The 19,868-nt window shown below is 40.9% G+C and carries 20 protein-coding genes; 10 read left to right on the top strand and 10 right to left on the bottom strand.

Annotated features, from left to right (window positions below):
* Positions 1 to 31 precede the first annotated feature (31 nt).
* Positions 32 to 1,876, top strand: a complete 1,845-nt coding sequence (locus ABFU83_RS09785) for a carboxypeptidase-like regulatory domain-containing protein (RefSeq protein WP_347065547.1) — start codon at positions 32 to 34, stop codon at positions 1,874 to 1,876.
* Positions 1,873 to 2,697, top strand: a complete 825-nt coding sequence (locus ABFU83_RS09790; protein ID WP_347065549.1) for an N-acetylmuramidase family protein — start codon at positions 1,873 to 1,875, stop codon at positions 2,695 to 2,697. Before ABFU83_RS09785 ends, ABFU83_RS09790 begins: the two co-directional genes overlap by 4 nt.
* A 57-nt stretch (positions 2,698 to 2,754) precedes the next feature.
* Here the strand turns inward: ABFU83_RS09790 and ABFU83_RS09795 are convergent, their stop codons facing one another.
* The 8 genes from ABFU83_RS09795 to ABFU83_RS09830 all read right to left on the bottom strand — a co-directional run bounded on the left by ABFU83_RS09795 (position 2,755) and on the right by ABFU83_RS09830 (position 7,870).
* Entirely contained in the window at positions 2,755 to 3,390 is a 636-nt protein-coding gene (locus ABFU83_RS09795) for a response regulator transcription factor (protein ID WP_347065551.1), read from the bottom strand.
* 18 nt (positions 3,391 to 3,408) lie between these two features.
* Positions 3,409 to 4,197 (bottom strand): ATP-binding protein, encoded by a 789-nt coding sequence (locus ABFU83_RS09800; protein ID WP_347065552.1) that lies wholly within the window; start codon positions 4,195 to 4,197, stop codon positions 3,409 to 3,411.
* Positions 4,170 to 4,817: a hypothetical protein gene (locus ABFU83_RS09805; RefSeq protein WP_347065553.1), complete on the bottom strand. Its 648-nt coding sequence runs from the start codon at positions 4,815 to 4,817 to the stop codon at positions 4,170 to 4,172. The genes ABFU83_RS09800 and ABFU83_RS09805 overlap by 28 nt, the downstream gene beginning before the upstream one ends.
* 3 nt (positions 4,818 to 4,820) lie before the next feature.
* Positions 4,821 to 5,231, bottom strand: coding sequence for a hypothetical protein (locus ABFU83_RS09810; RefSeq protein WP_347065555.1), 411 nt, complete (start codon positions 5,229 to 5,231; stop codon positions 4,821 to 4,823).
* 212 nt (positions 5,232 to 5,443) lie between these two features.
* Positions 5,444 to 6,052 carry an alpha-ketoglutarate-dependent dioxygenase AlkB gene (locus ABFU83_RS09815; RefSeq protein ID WP_347065556.1) on the bottom strand — a complete coding sequence of 203 codons (609 nt, stop codon included), beginning with the start codon at positions 6,050 to 6,052 and terminating at the stop codon, positions 5,444 to 5,446.
* Complete coding sequence (locus ABFU83_RS09820; RefSeq protein WP_347065558.1) at positions 6,052 to 6,300, bottom strand: Ada metal-binding domain-containing protein; 249 nt, start codon at positions 6,298 to 6,300, stop codon at positions 6,052 to 6,054. The genes ABFU83_RS09815 and ABFU83_RS09820 overlap by 1 nt, the downstream gene beginning before the upstream one ends.
* A 2-nt stretch (positions 6,301 to 6,302) precedes the next feature.
* Positions 6,303 to 7,016, bottom strand: a complete 714-nt coding sequence (locus ABFU83_RS09825) for a 2OG-Fe(II) oxygenase (protein ID WP_347065560.1) — start codon at positions 7,014 to 7,016, stop codon at positions 6,303 to 6,305.
* The gene (locus tag ABFU83_RS09830) at positions 7,016 to 7,870 is read right to left on the bottom strand and encodes a methylated-DNA--[protein]-cysteine S-methyltransferase (protein WP_347065562.1); all 855 of its coding nucleotides are present in this window, start codon (positions 7,868 to 7,870) and stop codon (positions 7,016 to 7,018) included. The genes ABFU83_RS09825 and ABFU83_RS09830 overlap by 1 nt, the downstream gene beginning before the upstream one ends.
* Positions 7,871 to 8,055: 185 nt before the next feature.
* Here ABFU83_RS09830 and ABFU83_RS09835 point away from each other — a divergent pair, with 185 nt between their 5' ends.
* The 3 genes from ABFU83_RS09835 to ABFU83_RS09845 all read left to right on the top strand — a co-directional run bounded on the left by ABFU83_RS09835 (position 8,056) and on the right by ABFU83_RS09845 (position 11,593).
* A complete protein-coding gene (locus ABFU83_RS09835) occupies positions 8,056 to 8,628 on the top strand; it encodes a non-canonical purine NTP diphosphatase (protein WP_347065564.1) in 573 nt (190 codons plus the stop codon).
* Positions 8,629 to 8,875: 247 nt separating this feature from the next.
* Positions 8,876 to 10,744, top strand: coding sequence for a DEAD/DEAH box helicase (locus tag ABFU83_RS09840; RefSeq protein ID WP_347065566.1), 1,869 nt, complete (start codon positions 8,876 to 8,878; stop codon positions 10,742 to 10,744).
* A gap of 78 nt (positions 10,745 to 10,822) precedes the next feature.
* Positions 10,823 to 11,593, top strand: coding sequence for a carboxypeptidase-like regulatory domain-containing protein (locus tag ABFU83_RS09845; RefSeq protein ID WP_136402613.1), 771 nt, complete (start codon positions 10,823 to 10,825; stop codon positions 11,591 to 11,593).
* 24 nt (positions 11,594 to 11,617) lie between these two features.
* Here the strand turns inward: ABFU83_RS09845 and ABFU83_RS09850 are convergent, their stop codons facing one another.
* Complete coding sequence (locus tag ABFU83_RS09850; protein WP_347065568.1) at positions 11,618 to 12,298, bottom strand: RNA methyltransferase; 681 nt, start codon at positions 12,296 to 12,298, stop codon at positions 11,618 to 11,620.
* A gap of 60 nt (positions 12,299 to 12,358) precedes the next feature.
* Between ABFU83_RS09850 and ABFU83_RS09855 the strand changes: the two genes are divergently transcribed.
* The 5 genes from ABFU83_RS09855 (at position 12,359) to ABFU83_RS09875 (ending at position 18,214) form a co-directional block, all read left to right on the top strand.
* Entirely contained in the window at positions 12,359 to 12,889 is a 531-nt protein-coding gene (locus ABFU83_RS09855) for a sigma-70 family RNA polymerase sigma factor (RefSeq protein WP_347065570.1), read from the top strand.
* The gene (locus ABFU83_RS09860) at positions 12,889 to 13,674 is read left to right on the top strand and encodes an anti-sigma factor (RefSeq protein ID WP_347065571.1); all 786 of its coding nucleotides are present in this window, start codon (positions 12,889 to 12,891) and stop codon (positions 13,672 to 13,674) included. The genes ABFU83_RS09855 and ABFU83_RS09860 overlap by 1 nt, the downstream gene beginning before the upstream one ends.
* A gap of 7 nt (positions 13,675 to 13,681) precedes the next feature.
* Complete coding sequence (locus tag ABFU83_RS09865) at positions 13,682 to 14,389, top strand: NAD-dependent deacylase (protein ID WP_347065572.1); 708 nt, start codon at positions 13,682 to 13,684, stop codon at positions 14,387 to 14,389.
* 67 nt (positions 14,390 to 14,456) lie between these two features.
* Positions 14,457 to 15,800: an adenylosuccinate lyase gene (gene purB / locus ABFU83_RS09870; RefSeq protein WP_347065574.1), complete on the top strand. Its 1,344-nt coding sequence runs from the start codon at positions 14,457 to 14,459 to the stop codon at positions 15,798 to 15,800.
* Between the two features lie 164 nt (positions 15,801 to 15,964).
* Positions 15,965 to 18,214: a cation:proton antiporter gene (locus ABFU83_RS09875; RefSeq protein WP_347065576.1), complete on the top strand. Its 2,250-nt coding sequence runs from the start codon at positions 15,965 to 15,967 to the stop codon at positions 18,212 to 18,214.
* Positions 18,215 to 18,335: 121 nt separating this feature from the next.
* Here the strand turns inward: ABFU83_RS09875 and guaB are convergent, their stop codons facing one another.
* Positions 18,336 to 19,808, bottom strand: coding sequence for an IMP dehydrogenase (gene guaB / locus ABFU83_RS09880; protein WP_347065578.1), 1,473 nt, complete (start codon positions 19,806 to 19,808; stop codon positions 18,336 to 18,338).
* Between the last annotated feature and the right edge of the window lie 60 nt (positions 19,809 to 19,868).

Here is a 19,868-nt window from a genome sequence, read left to right on the forward strand (position 1 = left end):
TTTGGAATTCCTTTCTTTAAGCAAACACATTATGAAATATTATACCGCTTTATTCCAGAAAATAAAGGAATACTATAAATCGCAAAGCTCCAATCCATCCGAATTGGCTTTGATTTGTCCGTCGCTACGGATCTATGAAAACGATGAAATCAAATTGTTGCTGCCGCAAATCCTGTTGGACGATCCGCTAAAAGGCGAAGGTTTACTCAAAAAGCAGGATCTTTCGTTTCAGTTAAACTCCTTACCGGCTTCCGATACTTTTTGGGATGTCAATCCGGCTAATACGTTGTTTAACGTTTACGGTGAGCTGATCAATGCCGACCAGGGACTTTCGCCCGATGCCATCGCAACGGTAAACGAAGAAGCGCAAAAGGTTTTATACGATGCCAAAGGGAAGCCGACCAAGGAAAAGAAAGCCTATGACAAATACCTGACGCAATATGAAACGCTGCTTCGCGAATGGGAAATGCATGTAAACACTTATGACGATGCTTTTTCGGATGATGAAAAAAACATCTGGTTGGAAAAACTAAACGTAATCCTGCTGAAAAAAGAAAAAATGGCTGTTGATCATAAACTACTCGGTTATAAAAAACAGATCGAAGAAGCCATAAAACAAATCAACAGCAAAGACGGACTGGAAATTTTCCTGGCCAATCTGACCAACTCGCGAAATACAATGGAGATGTCCCGAAAAACCGGAATTCAATCGTTGGAGTCGTATCACGATATTAATTTCGTTCCTTACGATTTTATGTCGAACGACAGTGGCTGGATCAAACTTTCGATCGATAAAAAAGAACTGGACAGTTTGTATGAAATGGCCAAAAACGAAAAAGATGCTTTCCCGGACGAGGTGATTTCGATTGATTATGACGAAAAAAACATTATCGGAATCGAATTGGAGTTTTCCATCGTAACGATGCTCCGCAATTGGTTTTCGTTGCCAACACTTACGTCGGAGTATTTTAAATGGAACGGAAAACAACCGGTATCCGACGGACAAACCATTAGCAACGATTTCCTGCTATCGGCTTTTCCAAAAAAAATGATTCTGATTAAAAACCTGAAAATTAACATCGATCCGAATATCTCAGACGCGGTGGTCAGCAATATTGATCAGTTGATACATTTTGGCCCGATCATTATGAAAAACCAGTTGTTTACCAATGCCAGTACGAATGTCCGTTTTATCAAAGCGATCAAAAACAAAGAAACGCTGGAATCGAATAACGTTAAATATTACAGTACAAAAGCGACATTGGACGAACCGGCTCCATTCGAACCGGAACCCGTTACCACACCACCGATCAAACCGATTGCGTCCGCTCCTATTTATAAGGCTTTGGCAGGTATCAAACAACCGTTGATCAAAACCACAATGGCTCCGGGTATCAAAATGATGCCGTCAACCGATTCTACACCGGCGCCGACACCTTTACCGCAAACCTCAAATACCGTTTGGGGAATCAAACGTTTTATCCGTACCAATCCGATATTGTTTCCGCCAGTCATTAAAGATCCAACTCCAGCCAAAACCCTAACCACAGTGATTTTGTCCGTTACCGATTCGGTTTCCAGACAAAGTGTTTATAAATCGGAAATTTCGATCATCGGGACCAATAATAATACGTTTAAAGAAATCGAATCGGATAAAAACGGGGCGATCGAATTTCAGCTTCCGGTAGGAAACTACAAGGTTAAGATCAAAAAAGACGGCTATAAAGTTTTTGAAACCGAACTGAAAATCGAAAACCTGTTTACCGTGACCAAAGAATATGCACTTGCTCCGGAATCGGTTACCTACGACAGTTTTTTCCTGATCGGTATGATCTGCGAAAAATTACCGCAGATCCCTAAAATATCCGGATCATGAAAACCGTCCGATTGCATTCAAAAGGCCCGGAAGTGACCACTTTATGCGAGATATTAGCACGAATGGGCTATCTGGTGATGGTTTCGGATGCCTTTACTACAGCCGTTGATGAAGCCGTAAAAAGCTTTCAGAGCGACTATAACCTTGTTGTAGACGGGATCGTTGGTATTAAAACCTGGTCCCGCCTTTTCGAGAAAAACAGTACGCTGACGCAGTATAACGACAAATTACTTTCGGAACAGGATCTGATCGATTTTGCCAATCACTATCAGGTGGAACTCGCTTGTATTAAGGCCGTAAACGAAATCGAAAGCAGCGGTAAAGGCTTTCTTATCGACGGCCGACCTAAGATTTTATTCGAAGGTCATATTTTCTGGCAGGAACTGGAACGCCGGAATATTGATCCGCAAGCCTATGTCCAACCGGAAAATCAGGATGTTTTATATAAAAAATGGACCCAAAAATACTATCAGGGCGGTTCGCGGGAATACGAACGGTTGGCCAGAGCTTCCGCACTGATTCCAGGATTAAATCTTACCGATGCCGCTCATGCTTCCGCCTCCTGGGGCGTTTTCCAGGTCATGGGATTTAATGCCATCCCAATCGGGTATGACAGTATGGACAGTTTTGTTGGTAAAATGTACCTGAATGAACGGGAACATCTTACTGCTTTTGGCTGTTTTCTGAAAACAAACAACCTGATCGGTGCTTTACAAAATAAAGACTGGGCCACTTTTGCCTACCGTTATAATGGTGAAGGCTATAAAGTGAACCAATACGACGTAAAGTTGGCCAGAGCGTATCAAAAATATACCACCTGAACCTAAATTCAGGTTAACCGCATCCTCCCTTCCCCGTATCGGCAGCAATCGTACCCACTATACACAAACGATTTTGTTTTTCATTGCGTATAACACCAGTCCGATGCGGGTTTTGATTTCCAGTTTCTGAAAAAGATTTTCCCGGTAACCATCCACCGTTTTCGGACTCAGGCACATTTCATCGGCAATTTCGCGATACGTCATTTCGGTACAGGCCAGGCGAATAAATTCCAGTTCGCGTTCTTTTAAACTGGCTTTGTTACCGGCTTCCAGTTTGTTGATCAATACACCTGAAACCATTTCGGTATAAAAATACCCGGTTTCGTGTACTTTTAGCAGCGCTTCCCGAAACATATTCGGATGGGTATCTTTTAATAAATAACCACTGGCACCGTTACTGATCATCTTAATTATCGTGTCTTCGTCATCGTTTACCGACAACGCCAATACCCGTAAACCCGGGTAATCTTCCTTGAGGCGTCGCATGGTTTCCACGCCATCCATAACCGGCATATTGACATCGAGCAATACCAGATCCGGAAGTTCATCCATAGCTTTTAGTCCGGTAAGGAAATCTTTTCCATTGTTGTAATTTCCGCAGACCACAAACTCTTTAAAGCTGTTTATCAGGAACGATAGCGACTGGGAAAACAGTAAGTGGTCGTCTACAATTACAATTTTTATTTTATTCATAGTAGTAAGGGGATTTTTTTACTCTTTGCGTCCTTTTTCCAAAGGATATACAATTTTGAGCTTCGTACCTTCGTTCGGACGGGACGAAACCAAAAAAGCGGCGCCAATTAACCGGGCCCGCGTGTTCATGTTAGCCAATCCGGAACCTTTGGCTACGGTGGCATTGTTAAAACCGATTCCGGAATCGGTTACTTCTATAATACATTCCCTGGCGTCAAAACAGATATCCACATCGATGGTTTTACTATGTGAATATTTTAAGGCATTGGAAATGGCTTCCTGTAATATCCGGTAAATGATCACTTCGTGTTGCGGATCAATAGGTTGTATTTGCCCGGATATATTCAGATTACCATTAATGATTTTCAATTTGGTAATTCGGTTCAGATCTTCGGTTACGGCATCAATAAAGCCGGATTGTAGTTCCACATCGCCATTGATCAATTTGGCAACCATACGGATTTCGTCCAGCGATTTACTAACAAGCTTGCGTACCTCATCGATTTCATTTTTATCGTCGGTATCGATTTTAGCAACCATCAGGTTGAGCTGCATCACGGCCACTGATAAAATCTGCCCGATATTATCGTGTAGCTCCCGACTGATATTCGACAGGGTTTGCTCTTTGATTTCGATTCGTGATTTGGCCAGCTCGGAATTAAAAAACAACTCTGCTTCCATTTTATCCATTAGGAATTTCGACTTTTTCTTCTGAAAATACAGGAAAAAGACCAGTAACGTGCCCAACAAGGTTAAAAGCACGATACTAAACGAAATGATCAATAATGGTATCTCTTTTTGCTCCATATAAAACCAAAGATAAAACTGGTGTTCATTAATACGTTTAAAAAGAAAATGATCAAACTATAAGTTGTTTCGTGGATTCCGGATAAAAACCAACGTAATGAGAGCATAAACGGTAAAAAGGGAACATAAAAAAGTAATATTCCCAATACGAACCAGAAAAAAATCGTGTCTTTTATGGATAATATCAGATTCGAATTGAACAGTTCCATCAGGTAGAGACAACTCAACATCAGAATCATAACCACACCGATAGCAAAATTGTTAAAACAGACTTCCTCCACTACATCCTGGAAAAAAGTCAGGTTTACAAATACCGATATCAAAAAAAGTACAAAGCATACCTTGGCAACCTGTTTGTTTTTAGGTTGTTGTAAAATGGATTTTAAAAACAGTATATAATACGGCAGGATAATAAACATATAGATATTAAAAACCATATAATTAACCTGCCCGGTTATTTGCGTATAAAAAATTCCGGTTAGCTCCGTTATTGCCGAAAGCCAGATGGATAATACAAAAAACTTTGCCTTATTATTTGGAAGTTTGTACCAATAGATGATTCCAAACATTCCCGATAATAAGGCGAGAAACACAGTATATAATCTTAGATCTGCCAACATTCGTTATCCACCGTAATTGAGTTTTGGAGGATTCCCCATAGAACCGAAATTTAAAGGTTCAATAGTTGTTATATCCAATGCATTGCCTTGCAAACTGGCACCTCCCCGGCCTCCCTGTTCATCGATGATCGTTCCGGTTGGTGTTAAAAACACAGTCGTATAACCCGCATTTTTTTCTTCTGTTTCCGGATAAACACCCAGATAAATACGAATACCGTCTACCAAAAAGCCTTTCTCGACAGCATTTTCTTTTACATACGCGATATAACGCTCCAACTCTTCAATAGAAAACCAAAAGGCATTGGCATCTTCCAATCCGGATCTTTCGGTAACTAAAGCACCTCTTTTTTCATTGTAATTTTTGTTCAACTCTTTCCCTTTTTCAAAAGAAATTAATTGAGTAGGTTTCACCATTGTGTTCATTTTTAGATGGGTTTATTGATTTAAAGACAAAATTACTGGCTTGGCGAAACTATTACAAGGGGAATTTTCCCCTTTTTCACTAACCCTTTTTTTTCGATTCACTCCGAAAATTCTTCTATTTCAAAGCAAAAACAAAATTAATCATAAAATAACGATTCGCTCTATTTCTATTTTCCTATTTTTTTAACAAATCCCGGATTTTATCAATACTGATCCACAATAGTTCTGAAAGTGAGGTTGACACGCGGACGCATCACTTTGGTGGTTGGCGGCAAACGGTGTAACCAGTGGGTTTGGGTCGTTCCCTGCATAATGAGTAGGCTTCCGGCTTCCAGTACCAGCGAAACCGTAGCTTTAGTTGCTTTGTGTTTAAAGGCAAACTTGCGTTCGGCTCCAAAGCTTAGCGACGCAATTACGGTATTCATACCAAGGGATTTTTCGCTGTCGCTATGCCAGGCCATCCCTTCCTGTCCGTCGTGGTAAAGGTTTAACAGGCAGGAATTAAAAGTAGTGCCGCTTACATTTTCGGCTATTTTTTTTAAGGTGATTAATTCTTCCGTCCACGGTAAGGCGGTTTTGGTCGTATTGGAATAGGTATACTGAAATGGATGATCACCATACCAGGCCACTTTTCTTTTGGTCTGGATCAGCTTACCAAAAACAATCGCCTCGTCATTGCGCCATTCGATGGTTTCCATAAAACGATCGTAATAGTGCTTTGCCTCCCGATCGGTTATTATACAACCGTGATAGTACACTTCTCCGTCGTATGGCAGTATGTTGTCGATTTCTCCGGTACTGAATAAATCCATTATAGTTGTTGTTTTAATTTCCAGTGCTGGTAAGCGTCCCGCATACAATGTCCGCAAGGCCGATACCCCATTGCTTCCGCTTCTTCCATTGAAGCAAAGAATACCCGATTTGTTTTTTTCATTCTTTTGCCGGATATACAATCCAAACGTCCAACAATTTTCAGTTTTTTATTTCCGCCAAAGGTAATACTTTGTTTCCGGATCCGATGGTGTAGTTCGCTATCCGGAAGTTGTTCGTGTAGCCACATCTTTAACGGATCGCGTCGTGAAAAATGATTCCCATTGTATAGCGTTTTCCACTGCGCACTTCGCTCACACCGTGTTTCATCGCGACACGGTAATAGCCTTTTGTGCCGCGTACCGGACGAAAGTTTGTCGTAAAAATCAGTATATCACCTCGCTTGGGTTGTAAGACGATTGCTTTCGATTGCGCCCTCGGAACCTGTTCGGTCAGCACAAATTCACCACCGGTATAGTCTTTTCCGGGCTCGTTGAGAAACAATACAATCTGAATCGGAAAAAATATAGCACCATACAAATCCTGATGCAAGGTATTATAACCGCCTTCACTGTAATTCAGTACCAATACCGTAGGTTTTAACTGATTGTTTACCTCACAAAGCGCCAATAATTCCTCGTGTTTTCCTGGAAATTGCCGGTCTATCCGTAATGCTTTCATCCATAAATTGGCAATCGGCACCAGTTTTTCATAAACCGTAGTCCGCAATTGCTGAATCAGATCCGGTAACGGATAATCAAAATATCTGTATTCTCCTTGTCCAAAGCGATAACGCTCCATCACTACTTTTTTCCGATACCGTTTATCTTCCGGATAATAACCAATCAGCGTATCACAAACCGGTTCCGGAATTATGTCCGACAATACGGCGTATCCTTTTTCATGCATCATTCCGGCCACCTGATCCCAATCAGTAGCCTGCAATCGTTCCAATATAGCCTCCATTATTCCTGTAGTAAAAGATCCGACTGACACGCTTCCCATCCGATAATGGCTTTTTTTCGGGCATTTCCCCAATGATAACCGCCAATCATTCCGGTAGCCTGAATTACCCGATGACACGGAATTAAGAACGCCACCGGATTATTTCCGATTGCCGTTCCCACTGCTCTTGAAGCTCTCGGTTTTTCAATACTTTTGGCAATGTCGCCATAGGTCGTTAATTGTCCCATCGGTATTTTCAATAAGGTTTCCCATACTTTTAGCTGAAAATCCGTTCCCCGCAAATGCAGTTTTATAGCCTGCGATTCGTTCCAGTCGTTGCCAAAAAACGAGCGTACATCTTTTTGAAAAGTATCGGTCTGATTGGTAAACGAAGCATTGGGAAATTCCGCTTTTAATTCCGCTAACGCTAACTCCTGATCATCGGCAAAAACAAGCCGACAGATTCCTTTTTCAGTAGCCGCCATCAACAATGTTCCAAACGGACTTTCGTCGAAATTATAATTGATACGCAACTGTTCACCACCGTTTTTATAATCGCCCGGTGTCATGCCTTCGATATTGACAAACAAATCGTGCAAACGGCCGGTTCCGGAAAGTCCGGTTTCGAAGGCCGCTTCGGATAAGGTAAGCTGACTCGATTTGAGCATTTTTTTGGCGTGTTCCACCGTAAGATATTGTAAAAACTTCTTCGGACTCACACCTGCCCATTCGGTAAACAATTTTTGAAAATGGAATGGACTCACATGGACAAAAGAAGCCACCTCGTCCAATGACGGTTGTGTTTTAAAATTATGATGCAAAAAGTCGATTGCCTTTGCAATTCGGTCAAACTGAAATTGTTCCTGTGTTTTCATGGGTATATATTTGGAATTCACCTTACAAAGGTAATCGCCGTAAAAACGCTTTCCGACCCGAAACTTGCGGGATTGAAACACTTCGAAAAGTCCTTTAAATTTACAAAATTATTTGCCTTGATTTGTGATACAAAAATGCTTTTTGAATTATCTTTGTGTGCTTAAACTACAAACTTCCAACGAATATGAAACTGGTTTTCGCATCCAACAATCCCAACAAAATTAAAGAAATTCAGCAACTCCTTCCCGACTCCATTCAGGTTTTAAGCCTAAGGGATATCAATTGTGATACAGACATTCCGGAAACAGCCGATACCATTGAAGGCAATGCCATTTTAAAAGCCAATTATGTCACCGAACATTACGGATATAACTGTTTTGCAGACGATAGCGGACTGGAAGTGGACGCACTAAACGGGGCTCCGGGGGTGATTTCGGCCCGTTATGCCGGTGATCATAAAAACGATAACGACAATATCGACAAATTACTGTCGGAGTTGGAAACCGAAAACAACCGCAAAGCGAATTTTAAAACCGTGATTGCTTTAAACCTCAACGGAACGCAACAGCTATTTACCGGAATTATCCACGGAACGATTATCCGCGAGCGAAAAGGAACCAACGGTTTTGGTTATGATCCGGTATTTGTACCCGAAAATGACAGTCGTACATTTGCTGAACTGGAAATGAACGAAAAATCAGTCATAAGTCACCGTGGAAAAGCCGTAAAACAGTTGGTTGCTTTTTTAAACCAATAAACCGGTAAAAGTTTGGATAACAGAAATGTCATTGTTAAATTTTGTCGAAAATTCTGCTTAAAATTTTCACAAATCAGAGCCAGTATTTGATCAATCCGACACTTAAAATCTTCGGAAAGACCAATGAAGTAGGCACCAAAACAATAACTTACTGAAAATCAATAAAAAACAAAAGCATAAATATCGAAAACATATTAGCATATATCGTTAATTTACAGTAACTTTGCCCCCAATTTAAAAATAACGAATGAATAAATTTGAACAATTAGGATTGAATGAATCGCTACTGCTGGCGATTAAAGATCTAGGATTTGAAAATCCGTCGGAGGTACAGGAAAAGGCGATTCCCCTATTATTGGAAAAAGACACAGACATAGTTGCATTGGCACAGACCGGGACAGGTAAGACCGCTGCGTTTGGTTTTCCACTGATTCAAAAGATTGATGCTGAGGATAGAACGACTCAGGCATTAATTTTATCGCCAACACGCGAACTTTGTTTACAAATCACCAATGAGATTAAACAATATTCAAAATACGTTAAAGGAATTCACACTGTTGCCGTTTATGGTGGTGCCAGCATTACCGAACAGGCGAAAGATGTAAAAAGAGGCGCACAGATTATCGTGGCCACTCCAGGAAGAATGCAAGACATGATTAACAGAGGTATGGTAAATATCAAGAACATTAATTTCTGTATTCTTGACGAAGCCGACGAAATGTTAAACATGGGATTTTATGATGATATCACTTCCATTTTATCCGATACACCGGAAAACAAAAGTACCTGGTTGTTTTCGGCAACCATGCCACAGGAAGTAGCGCGTATTGCACGCGAGTTTATGCGTAAACCCCTTGAAATTACAGTGGGACACAAAAACTCTGGTTCGCAAAACGTTTCGCACGAATTTTACCTGGTAAATGCCCGCGATCGTTATTCGGCCTTAAAACGACTGGCTGATGCTAACCCGGATATTTTCTCGGTTATCTTCTGCCGTACCAAAAGAGACACACAAGCTGTTGCTGAAAAACTAATCGAAGACGGATACAATGCTGCTGCTTTACACGGTGACCTTTCTCAGGCACAACGTGACGGCGTAATGAAATCGTTCCGTGGTCGTCAGATCCAAATGTTGGTTGCTACCGACGTAGCGGCTCGTGGTATTGACGTAGATGATATTACACACGTAATCAACTATCAGCTACCAGACGAAATCGAAACGTATACACACCGTTCCGGTAGAACAGGTCGTGCCGGAAAATCCGGAACATCTATGGTGATCATCACGAAAAGTGAATTGCGTAAAATTTCACAGATCGAGCGTATCATCAAAACGAAATTCGAAGAAAAACCGATTCCTTCCGGAATTGAAATCTGCGAAATTCAGTTATTCCACTTAGCGAATAAAATCAAAGACGTTGAAGTTGACCATGAAATCGATGCCTATCTTCCCGCTATTTATGAGGTAATGAAAGACCTTACAAAAGAGGAAGTAATCAAGAAAATGGTTTCGGTAGAATTCAACCGTTTTATCAATTACTATAAGAAATCTCGCGATTTATCAGCTCAAAATGCTGGCGACCGTCGTGAAGACGCAGGAAGTATCCCGTCTGACGGAGCAGTACGTTTCTTTATCAACATCGGTTCCCGTGATAATTATGACTGGATGACGTTGAAAGATTTCTTACGTGACACTTTAGAATTAGGTCGTGACGATTTGTTTAAAGTGGATGTAAAAGAAGGTTTCTCTTTCTTTAATACTGATGCGGAACATGCCGAGAAAGTAATGGATGTTTTAAACAACATTCATTTAGAAGGACGTAAAATCAACGTGGAAATTTCTAAAAACGACGGTGGATCCAACAACAGAAGACGTGACCATAACGGACGTAACAGTGGTGGTGATCGCAACCGTTCCCGAGGTGGTGACCGCGACAGAGGTGGCGATCGCGACAGAGGACCAAGAAAAGAGCGTAGTTTTGGCGGTGGTCGTTCGGAAAGAAAAGATGATTTTGGTGACCGACCATTACGAAATGAAAGAAGATCAGACCGTTCTCCGCGTCGTTCCGAAGGTTCTTCGAACAACAGCAGCGGAAGACGCCCCAGAAGAAGCTAATTCTTTTGTTAATTTTCTTCTAATATAACTTAAAAACTGCAAAATATCCCTTACTTTTAGACCAATCTAATAACCCGTATGAGATTTTTTGCAGTTTTTTTATTTACCCTACTAACATTTGCTTCCTACGCACAGGAAACGGAAACTCCCTCAACGGTTTCCGGTATAGTAGTGAACGCTACAACTTTATTACCTAAGAGTAACGTCAATATCGTTAATATCAATACCGTTAAAGGTACCACTTCCAGCGGACATGGTGAATTTACCATTGAAGCCAAAGTAAACGATACGCTTCACTTTTCGTTTATCGGTTTTGAATCCATTAAAATAAGGGTTACCAACGACTGGATTAAAAACAAGAATACCAAGATTCGGCTAACCGAAAAGGCTTATGCTTTGGAAGAGGTTGTGATCAACAAATACCAACTAACCGGTTATCTGGAAGTCGACACCAAAATTTTACCGCTAAATGAGAATTTCCGTTATCCGATTTCGGGATTACCATATGGTTATGAGGCCGGCGATCACTCTCCGAATAAAATTAACCGCGTATTGGGATCTCTTTTTAACCCGGCTGATTTACTCTATAATTTCTTTGGAAAAAAACCGAAAGAAATGAGTAAATTAAAGGAAATCAAAAAAGACGATGTTGTAAAAAACCTTTTGGCTTCTAAATTTGACAAAGAAACGCTGGCCTCACTTTTAGGAATCGATCCAAAGGAAATCAACGAGATTTTACAGCGTTGTAATTATTCCGAAACCTTTATCAAAACAGCAAACGACCTGCAAATCATGGAAGCAATCAGTAGCTGTTATGAGGATTATAAGATCTTAAAACGACAAAAATAACACCCAATAAAAAAAGAGGATTTTTTAGTCCTCTTTTTTGTTTTTTTCCAGATACAAGCGGGTGATATAGTCAATATCCTTAATCGATTTTCGCGCCCAGTCGATTCGCTTTTCCAGCATTTCGGCATCCGTTAGTCTCCAATCCAAACCGGAATTACGCAATCGTGTCGAAATATTTTGCAGGATAATCGCTGCCGATACCGAAATATTCAAACTTTCGGTAAAACCAACCATCGGAATTTTCAAAAATCCATCGGCCTGCTGCATGACTTCATCCGATAATCCAAGCCGTTCCGTTCCGAAAAAGATTGCCGCCGGCTGCGTAATGTCAAAATCTTCCAGCAAACAATCATTATCATGTGGCGTTGTCGCAATAATCCGATAGCCTCTTTGTTTTAAACCGGTAATACAATCCTGATTCGAATTAAATCGGTTGATGTCCACCCATTTTTGAGCGCCCATTGCAATCTCTTTATCGATTTTCTTCCCAAAACGTTCTTCTACCACATTTAGTTCCTGTATTCCAAAAACTTCACAACTACGCATTACAGCACTGGTATTGTGCAACTGGTACAAATCTTCAACCGCTACGGTAAAGTGTTTGGTACGGTTTTCCAACACGCGCTTAAAGCCGTCTCTGCGGTTTTCTGTGATAAAATTTTCTAAATAGGCTAAATAGGCGGTATCGGAAAAAAGCGGTTCCATTAAAAAAAATATGAATTTGTTAAATTTCTTTACTAACTTTAGTGAAGTTAAATTACTCTTATGACACAAGAAGAATTACTGGCGCAAATCTACAAAAAAGACAACAAAGCTTTTACGCTTTTATACGACAGTTATGCCAAAAATCTGTACGGCATCATTTACAACCTATTAAAAGACCGGGAAGAAGCCGAAGATGTCCTTCAGGAAACCTTTGTTAAAATCTGGAAAAATCTGGACACTTATAACGAAAGCAAAGGCCGCTTTTTTACCTGGCTGCTCAATATCGCCCGTAACAGCGCTATCGATCGGCTGCGTTCTAAAAACTTTAACAACAATCAGAAAAACTTATCTTCTGACAATTTCGTACATATACTCGATGACAATACAAGAACCATGAACAAGATCGATACGATTGGAATTCAGGAATTTGTAAAAAAACTAAAACCCAAATGTATACAGCTGATCGACCTCTTATTTTTTAAAGGCTATACACAACAGGAAGTTTCCGAAACACTGGAAATTCCATTGGGAACGGTTAAAACACAAAACAGAAACTGTATAAACGAATTAAGAAACTTATTGCGAGTATAATGAACACTAGAGAATACATAGAATCCGGAGTTTTGGAACTGTACATTTTCGGAAAACTGTCCGAATCGGAAAACGAAGAAGTACAGGTTTACGCCAATGAATATCCGGAAATAAAACAAGAAATCGAAAGCATCGAAAAGGCTATCATTAACCTTTCGTATAGTGTTGCACCGAATTTGTCACTGGAAAATTTCAACACCATCCGAAAAGCGTTACTGGAAAGAGAATCGGGTGTAGTCACGATGAAACCGAAATCCAACTGGCCGGCTTATATGGGTTGGGCAGCATCATTCCTATTATTGCTAGGAGCTGGCTTCCTGTATTTCCAGATGAACCAAAACGATACTTTGCTTAAAGATAGTAGAGAAAAAAATCAGGATTTACAAAAATCAGTAGTGACCTTAGAAGAACAAAATAAAAACAACGAAACCCTGCTGAATCTCTTTAAAGACGAAAACAATAAAGTAGTAGCCCTTGCCGGTCAAACGGTTGCTCCGGAAGCCAAAGCCAAAATATACTGGAATCAGAATGATCATTCTGTATATGTAGATGCTGCAGGACTACCGGAACCACCTAAAGGATATGTGTATCAGGTATGGTCGTTAAAAATGGATCCGCTTACACCAACAAGTATCGGACTACTGGAAAAAACAGAAATCGGAAAATCCAGAATATTTAAAGTCGACAATACCACGGATGCCGAAGGGTTTGGTATCACACTGGAACCAGCCGGTGGAAGTGCCGCGCCTACTTTAGAGCAATTATATACCTTAGGAAAAGTATAAACCAGTAATGATCACAAAGAAAAAATTAGTCGTTCTTTCCGGAGCCGGAATCAGCGCGGAAAGCGGTATCAAAACTTTTCGCGATGCCGGCGGGCTATGGGAAGGGCACCATATTGAAGAGGTTGCCAGTCCGGAAGGATGGGACAAAAATAAAGCGTTGGTATTGGACTTTTACAACAAAAGAAGAACACAACTTCTGGAAGTACATCCCAACAACGCCCATCAGATTCTGGCCGAAATGGAAACCGAATTCGACCTGCACATCATCACTCAAAATGTAGACGATCTACACGAAAGAGCCGGTAGCACCAAAGTTTTACACCTACACGGCGAACTACTCAAAGTACGCAGCACTATGGATCCCGATTATATTCTGGATTGGAAAACCGATCTTCATATTGGCGACAACGACAGCAACGGGCACCAGTTACGACCCCATATCGTTTGGTTTGGAGAAGCCGTACCCGCAATGGAAGAAGCCATAACACTTGTTCAGAAAGCCGACATCTTTTTGATTATCGGAACTTCGTTACAGGTTTATCCTGCTGCCGGATTAATCGGTTATACCCAACCAACAACACCGGTGTATTATATCGACCCAAAACCAGCCCAAATTTACAATGTAAACAATCCGTTTAAAGCCATAGCCTTATCCGCTTCCGAAGGAATAGAAGTACTGCGACAGGAGCTTAGCACTCAGCCGGAAAAGATTTAAAATTGTATTTCCAGAAGTTTCGGTAAAACCTTATCTTTGCGATTATTAGAAAATAACACAACAACAAATGCATTTAACTGAACTTAGTGCTATATCGCCTATCGACGGCCGGTATAGAAACAAAACCGTTTCCCTTTCCGAATATTTTTCTGAAGAAGCTTTGATCAAATACCGTGTACTGGTAGAAGTCGAATATTTTATCGCCCTTTGTGAATTGCCTTTACCGCAGTTGGCCGGAGTGAATAAAAACCTGTTCGCTGATTTGCGAAAAATATACGAGAATTTTACGACAGAAGATGCACTTTGGATCAAAGAAACTGAAAAGACCACCAATCACGATGTAAAAGCGGTTGAATACTTTATTAAAGCTGCTTTCGACAAATTGGGATTGCAAGCCTACAAAGAGTTTATCCATTTCGGATTGACTTCTCAGGATATCAATAACACTGCGATTCCGCTTTCGACCAAGCACGCTTTTGAAAAAGTATACCTGCCGTCGTTGGTGCGCGTAGTTGCCAAATTAAAAGAATTAAGTCAGGAATGGAAAGACGTTCCGATGTTGGCCCGTACGCACGGACAACCGGCTTCCCCTACCCGTCTGGGTAAAGAAATCGCTGTGTTTGTAGAACGTTTGGAAGAACAAATGCGTTTGTTATTTAACGTACCGTTTGCCGCCAAATTTGGTGGTGCCACCGGTAATTACAACGCCCATTTTGTAGCTTATCCAAAGGTTGACTGGCGAAAATTCGGAAATGATTTCGTAGAAGCTACACTAGGACTACACCATTCTTTTCCAACGACACAAATTGAGCATTACGATCATTTTGCTGCTTTTTTCGATGCTTTAAAGCGTATCAATACCATTTTGATCGATTTGGATCGCGATATCTGGACGTATGTTTCAATGGAGTATTTCAAACAAAAAATCAAAGCCGGAGAAATTGGTTCCTCGGCGATGCCACATAAAGTAAACCCGATTGATTTTGAAAATTCAGAAGGAAATCTGGGAATCGCCAATGCCATTTTCGAACATTTGGCAGCCAAATTGCCAGTATCCCGTTTGCAACGCGATTTAACCGATAGTACTGTATTGCGTAATATTGGTGTACCAATCGGACATACGATTATCGGTTTTGAAGCGACTTTAAAAGGATTAAACAAATTACTTTTAAATGCCGAAAAATTCGAAGAAGATCTGGAAAAAAACTGGGCGGTAGTAGCCGAAGCGATTCAAACGATTTTAAGACGTGAAGCCTACCCGAATCCGTATGAAGCGTTAAAAGATTTGACCCGTACTAATACGGTGATCAACAAAGAGGCAATCCATAATTTTATCGCGACTTTAAACGTATCGGATGCGATAAAAGCAGAACTTTTACAAATTACACCGAGCAATTACCTCGGAATATAACAATTTTTACAAAATATTCTTAGATCCCGATGGCTATAACCATCGGGATTTTTTATTGCCATTTATGATAAATTTATCTTAAAATAACAGCATAATAAGCTCCGCTGCTTTTATAAATACGCATTATTTTATAACTTACACAAATCCTAAAAAACAAAAAATATATGCCTTTATCAACAGCTGAAACCGTAGCCGAAACCTCTCACCATTTATATCCGTTAATCAGTGATTTAGGATTAATCCTAATGACAGCCGGAGTAGCCGTACTGTTGTTTAAAAAAATCAAACAACCGCTGGTTTTAGGCTATCTGGTTGCCGGTTTTCTTGCCGGAAATAATTTTGATTTTTTCCCGTCAGTCACCGATAGCAAAAGTGTTGAAGTCTGGGCCGAAATCGGGGTGATATTCCTTTTATTTAGCCTCGGATTGGAATTCAGTTTTAAAAAACTGATGAAAGTCGGCGGAACCGCCTCCATTACCGCTATTATCCAGATTATCTCGATGATTTTTATCGGATATATGTCCGGACAATGGATGGGTTGGTCACAAATGGACAGTATTTTCCTCGGTGCCATACTCTCCATGTCCTCTACCACGATTATTCTCCGTGCTTTTGACGAATTGAACGTCAAAGGAAAGAAATATGCCGGAATCGTTTTCGGTGCTTTAATTGTCGAAGATATTGTTGCCATCTTACTGATGGTGTTGCTTTCGACCATATCCGTTAGTCAGCAATTTTCCGGAGCCGAATTATTCGAATCCGTTTTAAAACTCTTATTCTTCCTGATTCTTTGGTTTGTAGGTGGTATTTTCTTTATTCCGACCTTACTGAAAAAAGCCAAGACCTTATTAAATGAAGAAACTTTATTGATCATTTCATTAGCCCTATGTCTGATGATGGTTATCCTGGCGACTAATGCCGGTTTCTCCCCTGCTTTAGGTGCTTTTATCATGGGATCTATTATAGCAGAAACCACTCAGGCCGAAAAAATCGAACACCTTATCAAACCGGTAAAAGACCTTTTCGGAGCGGTATTCTTCGTATCTGTCGGAATGTTGATCAATCCGGATACTTTAGTGGAATATGCTGTTCCCGTATTGTTGATCACTTTGATTACCATCTTAGGAAAAACGGTCAGTACTGCCGCCGGAGCATTGGTATCCGGTCAGCCTTTAAAACAATCCGTTCAGGCGGGTATGAGTCTGGCGCAAATCGGGGAATTCTCCTTTATTATCGCCACCTTAGGGATGTCGCTAAAAGTAACCAGCGATTTCCTGTATCCGATTGTTGTGGCGGTTTCGGCTGTGACCACGTTTACAACACCTTTTATGATCAAAATGTCAATGCCGTTTTATGAGAAACTTGAAAAAGTATTACCCAAAAAATGGCTTACCGCTATCGATAATTACAGTACCAATTCCCAGTCGATTAAAGCAACCAGTAACTGGCAGGTCGTATTACGTGCTACGATGACACAGGTTGTGATCAGTTCGGTTATTATTATTGCGATTATCCTGTTGGCCGATCTTTATATTTCGCCTTTGGTAATCGATTCTAAATTCGGAAATGCCGTAGCCGCATTGATAACCTTAGTGATCATCGCTCCGTTTTTATGGGCGTTATCGCTACGAAGAGTCGCCGAAAGAGCCATGGAAGAACTCCGAAAAGAACGCAAATACCGCGGTCCTTTAACCATGTTGATTCTCGTTCGAATTGGCCTTGCACTGTTCTTTGTGGGATTCCTTTTAAATAATTTCTTTTCGCCGGTCGTGGCTTTTATCGCGTTGATACTTGTGATCATCTCCTATATCATCTTCCCTAAAAAGTTACATGCCCAATACGACAAAATCGAAAAGCATTTCCTTAAAAACTTTAACGATCGTGAAATTGCACGCGCTCAGAAAACCCGGGATGACTTAACCCCCTGGGACGGACACATGGCTAATTTTGAAATTGCTAAAGAGTCTAACCTTGCCGGAAAGAAACTTCAGGATCTGAAAGTGCGTGAAAAAATGGGCGTGAATATCGCTTTTATCAAGCGTGGTGAAATCATGATCAACATACCAACACGTAACGAACGGTTGTTTCCGGGTGATGAAATTTGTGTGATCGGAACAGACGACCAGGTTCAGAATTTTAAAGGTTATCTGGATCAGAATGAGATTGAAGTTCCGGAATCGGTTACCGAAGCACAAATCGTGCTACAGCAATACGAATTGACCAATCAGGAGTTTATCGGAAAATCAATTCGCGAATCGCAATTACGGGAACGTACCAGTGGTCTTGTTGTAGGTATCGAACGGAATGGTGAACGTATCCTGAATCCGGAGTCCCACCTGATTTTAGAACGAAACGATATCTTATGGCTGGTTGGTGATAAAAAACTATTGGCTGCCGCTTTTAAGAATCAATAATACTTTAAACACAAGACCTGACAGGTTTCGAAAACCTGTCAGGTCTGCTACAGACTTAAAACCTTTGAGGTCTGTTTTAAACATAAAAAAACCTGATATTTTCATATCAGGTTTTTATTTTTTATCGCGAATAATTCGGTGCTTCTTTTGTAATGGTTACGTTGTGCGGATGGCTTTCTCCGATTCCGCTGGCCGTGATACGAACAAATCGTCCTGTTTCCTGTAAGGTCTGGATGTCTTTTGCACCACAGTATCCCATTCCGGCACGTAGTCCGCCAACAAACTGCAGCATACTTTCGTTTAGCTCTCCTTTGTACGGTACACGTCCTACAATTCCTTCCGGAACCAGTTTTTTTACGTCGTCTTCCACATCCTGGAAATAACGGTCTTTAGACCCTTCTTTCATCGCTTCTACCGATCCCATTCCACGGTAGGATTTGAATTTTCTTCCTTCGAAAATGATGGTTTCACCCGGCGATTCTTTGGTTCCTGCTAATAGCGATCCTAACATCACACAATCGGCTCCGGCTGCTATCGCTTTCGGAATATCACCGGTATAACGGATTCCTCCATCGGCAATAACCGGAACTCCGGTTCCCCGTAAAGCGGCTGCGACTTCCAATACGGCCGAAAACTGCGGAAATCCTACTCCGGCAACCACTCGGGTGGTACAGATCGACCCCGGTCCGATTCCTACTTTAACAGCATCGGCACCATTCTCAGCTAAATATAAAGCCGCTTCCGGTGTTGCAATATTCCCTACTACTACGTCCAGTTGTGGGAATTTTTCTTTTACTTGTTTTAAAACACCAACTACACCTTTGGTATGTCCGTGCGCTGTATCAATAATCACAGCGTCTACACCGGCGTTTACCAAAGCTGTTGCTCTTTCTACGGCATCATTTGTTACTCCTAAAGCTGCTGCAACACGTAAACGTCCGAATTTATCTTTGTTTGCGTTTGGTTTTTGTGTTAACTTGGTAATATCTCTAAAAGTGATCAATCCAACTAGTTTGTTTTCTGGATTGACTACCGGTAGTTTTTCAATCTTATTTTGTTGTAAAATTGCTTCGGCAGTAGCTAAAGTTGTTCCTTCCCCGGCTGTTACCAGATTCTCAGAAGTCATTACTTCGATAATAGAACGAGTGTTGTCTTTCTCAAAACGCAAATCCCGATTGGTAACAATCCCTTTTAAAATCTGATTTTCATCTACTACAGGGATTCCTCCGATACTGAATTCGCGCATCGCCAGTTTAGCATCACCCACAGTCGCCGTAAGCGGTAACGTAACCGGATCGATAATCATCCCGGATTCGGCTCTTTTTACTTTTCGTACTTCGGCAGCCTGCTGCTCGATTGTCATGTTTTTATGTAATACACCAATACCACCTTCCTGTGCCATTGCAATAGCCATAGCACTTTCTGTAACCGTATCCATAGCAGCCGAAACAACCGGTACGTTTAGTGTTATATTTTTTGAAAATTTCGTTTTGATACTTACTTCTCTGGGAAGTACTTCTGAATAATTGGGAACGAGTAGAACATCATCATAGGTTAGTCCTTCCCCGATGATTTTAGCTGTGTGTGCTTTCATGTTGCAATTTGTAGTTGAATTGCATGCAAATATAACACATTTATTCCATCCGTGGGAAAA

The organism is Flavobacterium sp. WV_118_3, from assembly GCF_039778605.1.
Classification (GTDB): Bacteria; Bacteroidota; Bacteroidia; order Flavobacteriales; family Flavobacteriaceae; genus Flavobacterium.

Coding starts and splice junctions, on each gene's coding strand:
- ABFU83_RS09785 (WP_347065547.1), top strand. CDS start 32: ATGAAATATTATACCGCTTTATTCCAGAAAATAAAGGAATACTATAAA.
- ABFU83_RS09790 (WP_347065549.1), top strand. CDS start 1,873: ATGAAAACCGTCCGATTGCATTCAAAAGGCCCGGAAGTGACCACTTTA.
- ABFU83_RS09795 (WP_347065551.1), bottom strand. CDS start 3,390: ATGAATAAAATAAAAATTGTAATTGTAGACGACCACTTACTGTTTTCC.
- ABFU83_RS09800 (WP_347065552.1), bottom strand. CDS start 4,197: ATGGAGCAAAAAGAGATACCATTATTGATCATTTCGTTTAGTATCGTG.
- ABFU83_RS09805 (WP_347065553.1), bottom strand. CDS start 4,817: ATGTTGGCAGATCTAAGATTATATACTGTGTTTCTCGCCTTATTATCG.
- ABFU83_RS09810 (WP_347065555.1), bottom strand. CDS start 5,231: ATGGTGAAACCTACTCAATTAATTTCTTTTGAAAAAGGGAAAGAGTTG.
- ABFU83_RS09815 (WP_347065556.1), bottom strand. CDS start 6,052: ATGGATTTATTCAGTACCGGAGAAATCGACAACATACTGCCATACGAC.
- ABFU83_RS09820 (WP_347065558.1), bottom strand. CDS start 6,300: ATGTGGCTACACGAACAACTTCCGGATAGCGAACTACACCATCGGATC.
- ABFU83_RS09825 (WP_347065560.1), bottom strand. CDS start 7,016: ATGGAGGCTATATTGGAACGATTGCAGGCTACTGATTGGGATCAGGTG.
- ABFU83_RS09830 (WP_347065562.1), bottom strand. CDS start 7,870: ATGAAAACACAGGAACAATTTCAGTTTGACCGAATTGCAAAGGCAATC.
- ABFU83_RS09835 (WP_347065564.1), top strand. CDS start 8,056: ATGAAACTGGTTTTCGCATCCAACAATCCCAACAAAATTAAAGAAATT.
- ABFU83_RS09840 (WP_347065566.1), top strand. CDS start 8,876: ATGAATAAATTTGAACAATTAGGATTGAATGAATCGCTACTGCTGGCG.
- ABFU83_RS09845 (WP_136402613.1), top strand. CDS start 10,823: ATGAGATTTTTTGCAGTTTTTTTATTTACCCTACTAACATTTGCTTCC.
- ABFU83_RS09850 (WP_347065568.1), bottom strand. CDS start 12,298: ATGGAACCGCTTTTTTCCGATACCGCCTATTTAGCCTATTTAGAAAAT.
- ABFU83_RS09855 (WP_347065570.1), top strand. CDS start 12,359: ATGACACAAGAAGAATTACTGGCGCAAATCTACAAAAAAGACAACAAA.
- ABFU83_RS09860 (WP_347065571.1), top strand. CDS start 12,889: ATGAACACTAGAGAATACATAGAATCCGGAGTTTTGGAACTGTACATT.
- ABFU83_RS09865 (WP_347065572.1), top strand. CDS start 13,682: ATGATCACAAAGAAAAAATTAGTCGTTCTTTCCGGAGCCGGAATCAGC.
- purB (WP_347065574.1), top strand. CDS start 14,457: ATGCATTTAACTGAACTTAGTGCTATATCGCCTATCGACGGCCGGTAT.
- ABFU83_RS09875 (WP_347065576.1), top strand. CDS start 15,965: ATGCCTTTATCAACAGCTGAAACCGTAGCCGAAACCTCTCACCATTTA.
- guaB (WP_347065578.1), bottom strand. CDS start 19,808: ATGAAAGCACACACAGCTAAAATCATCGGGGAAGGACTAACCTATGAT.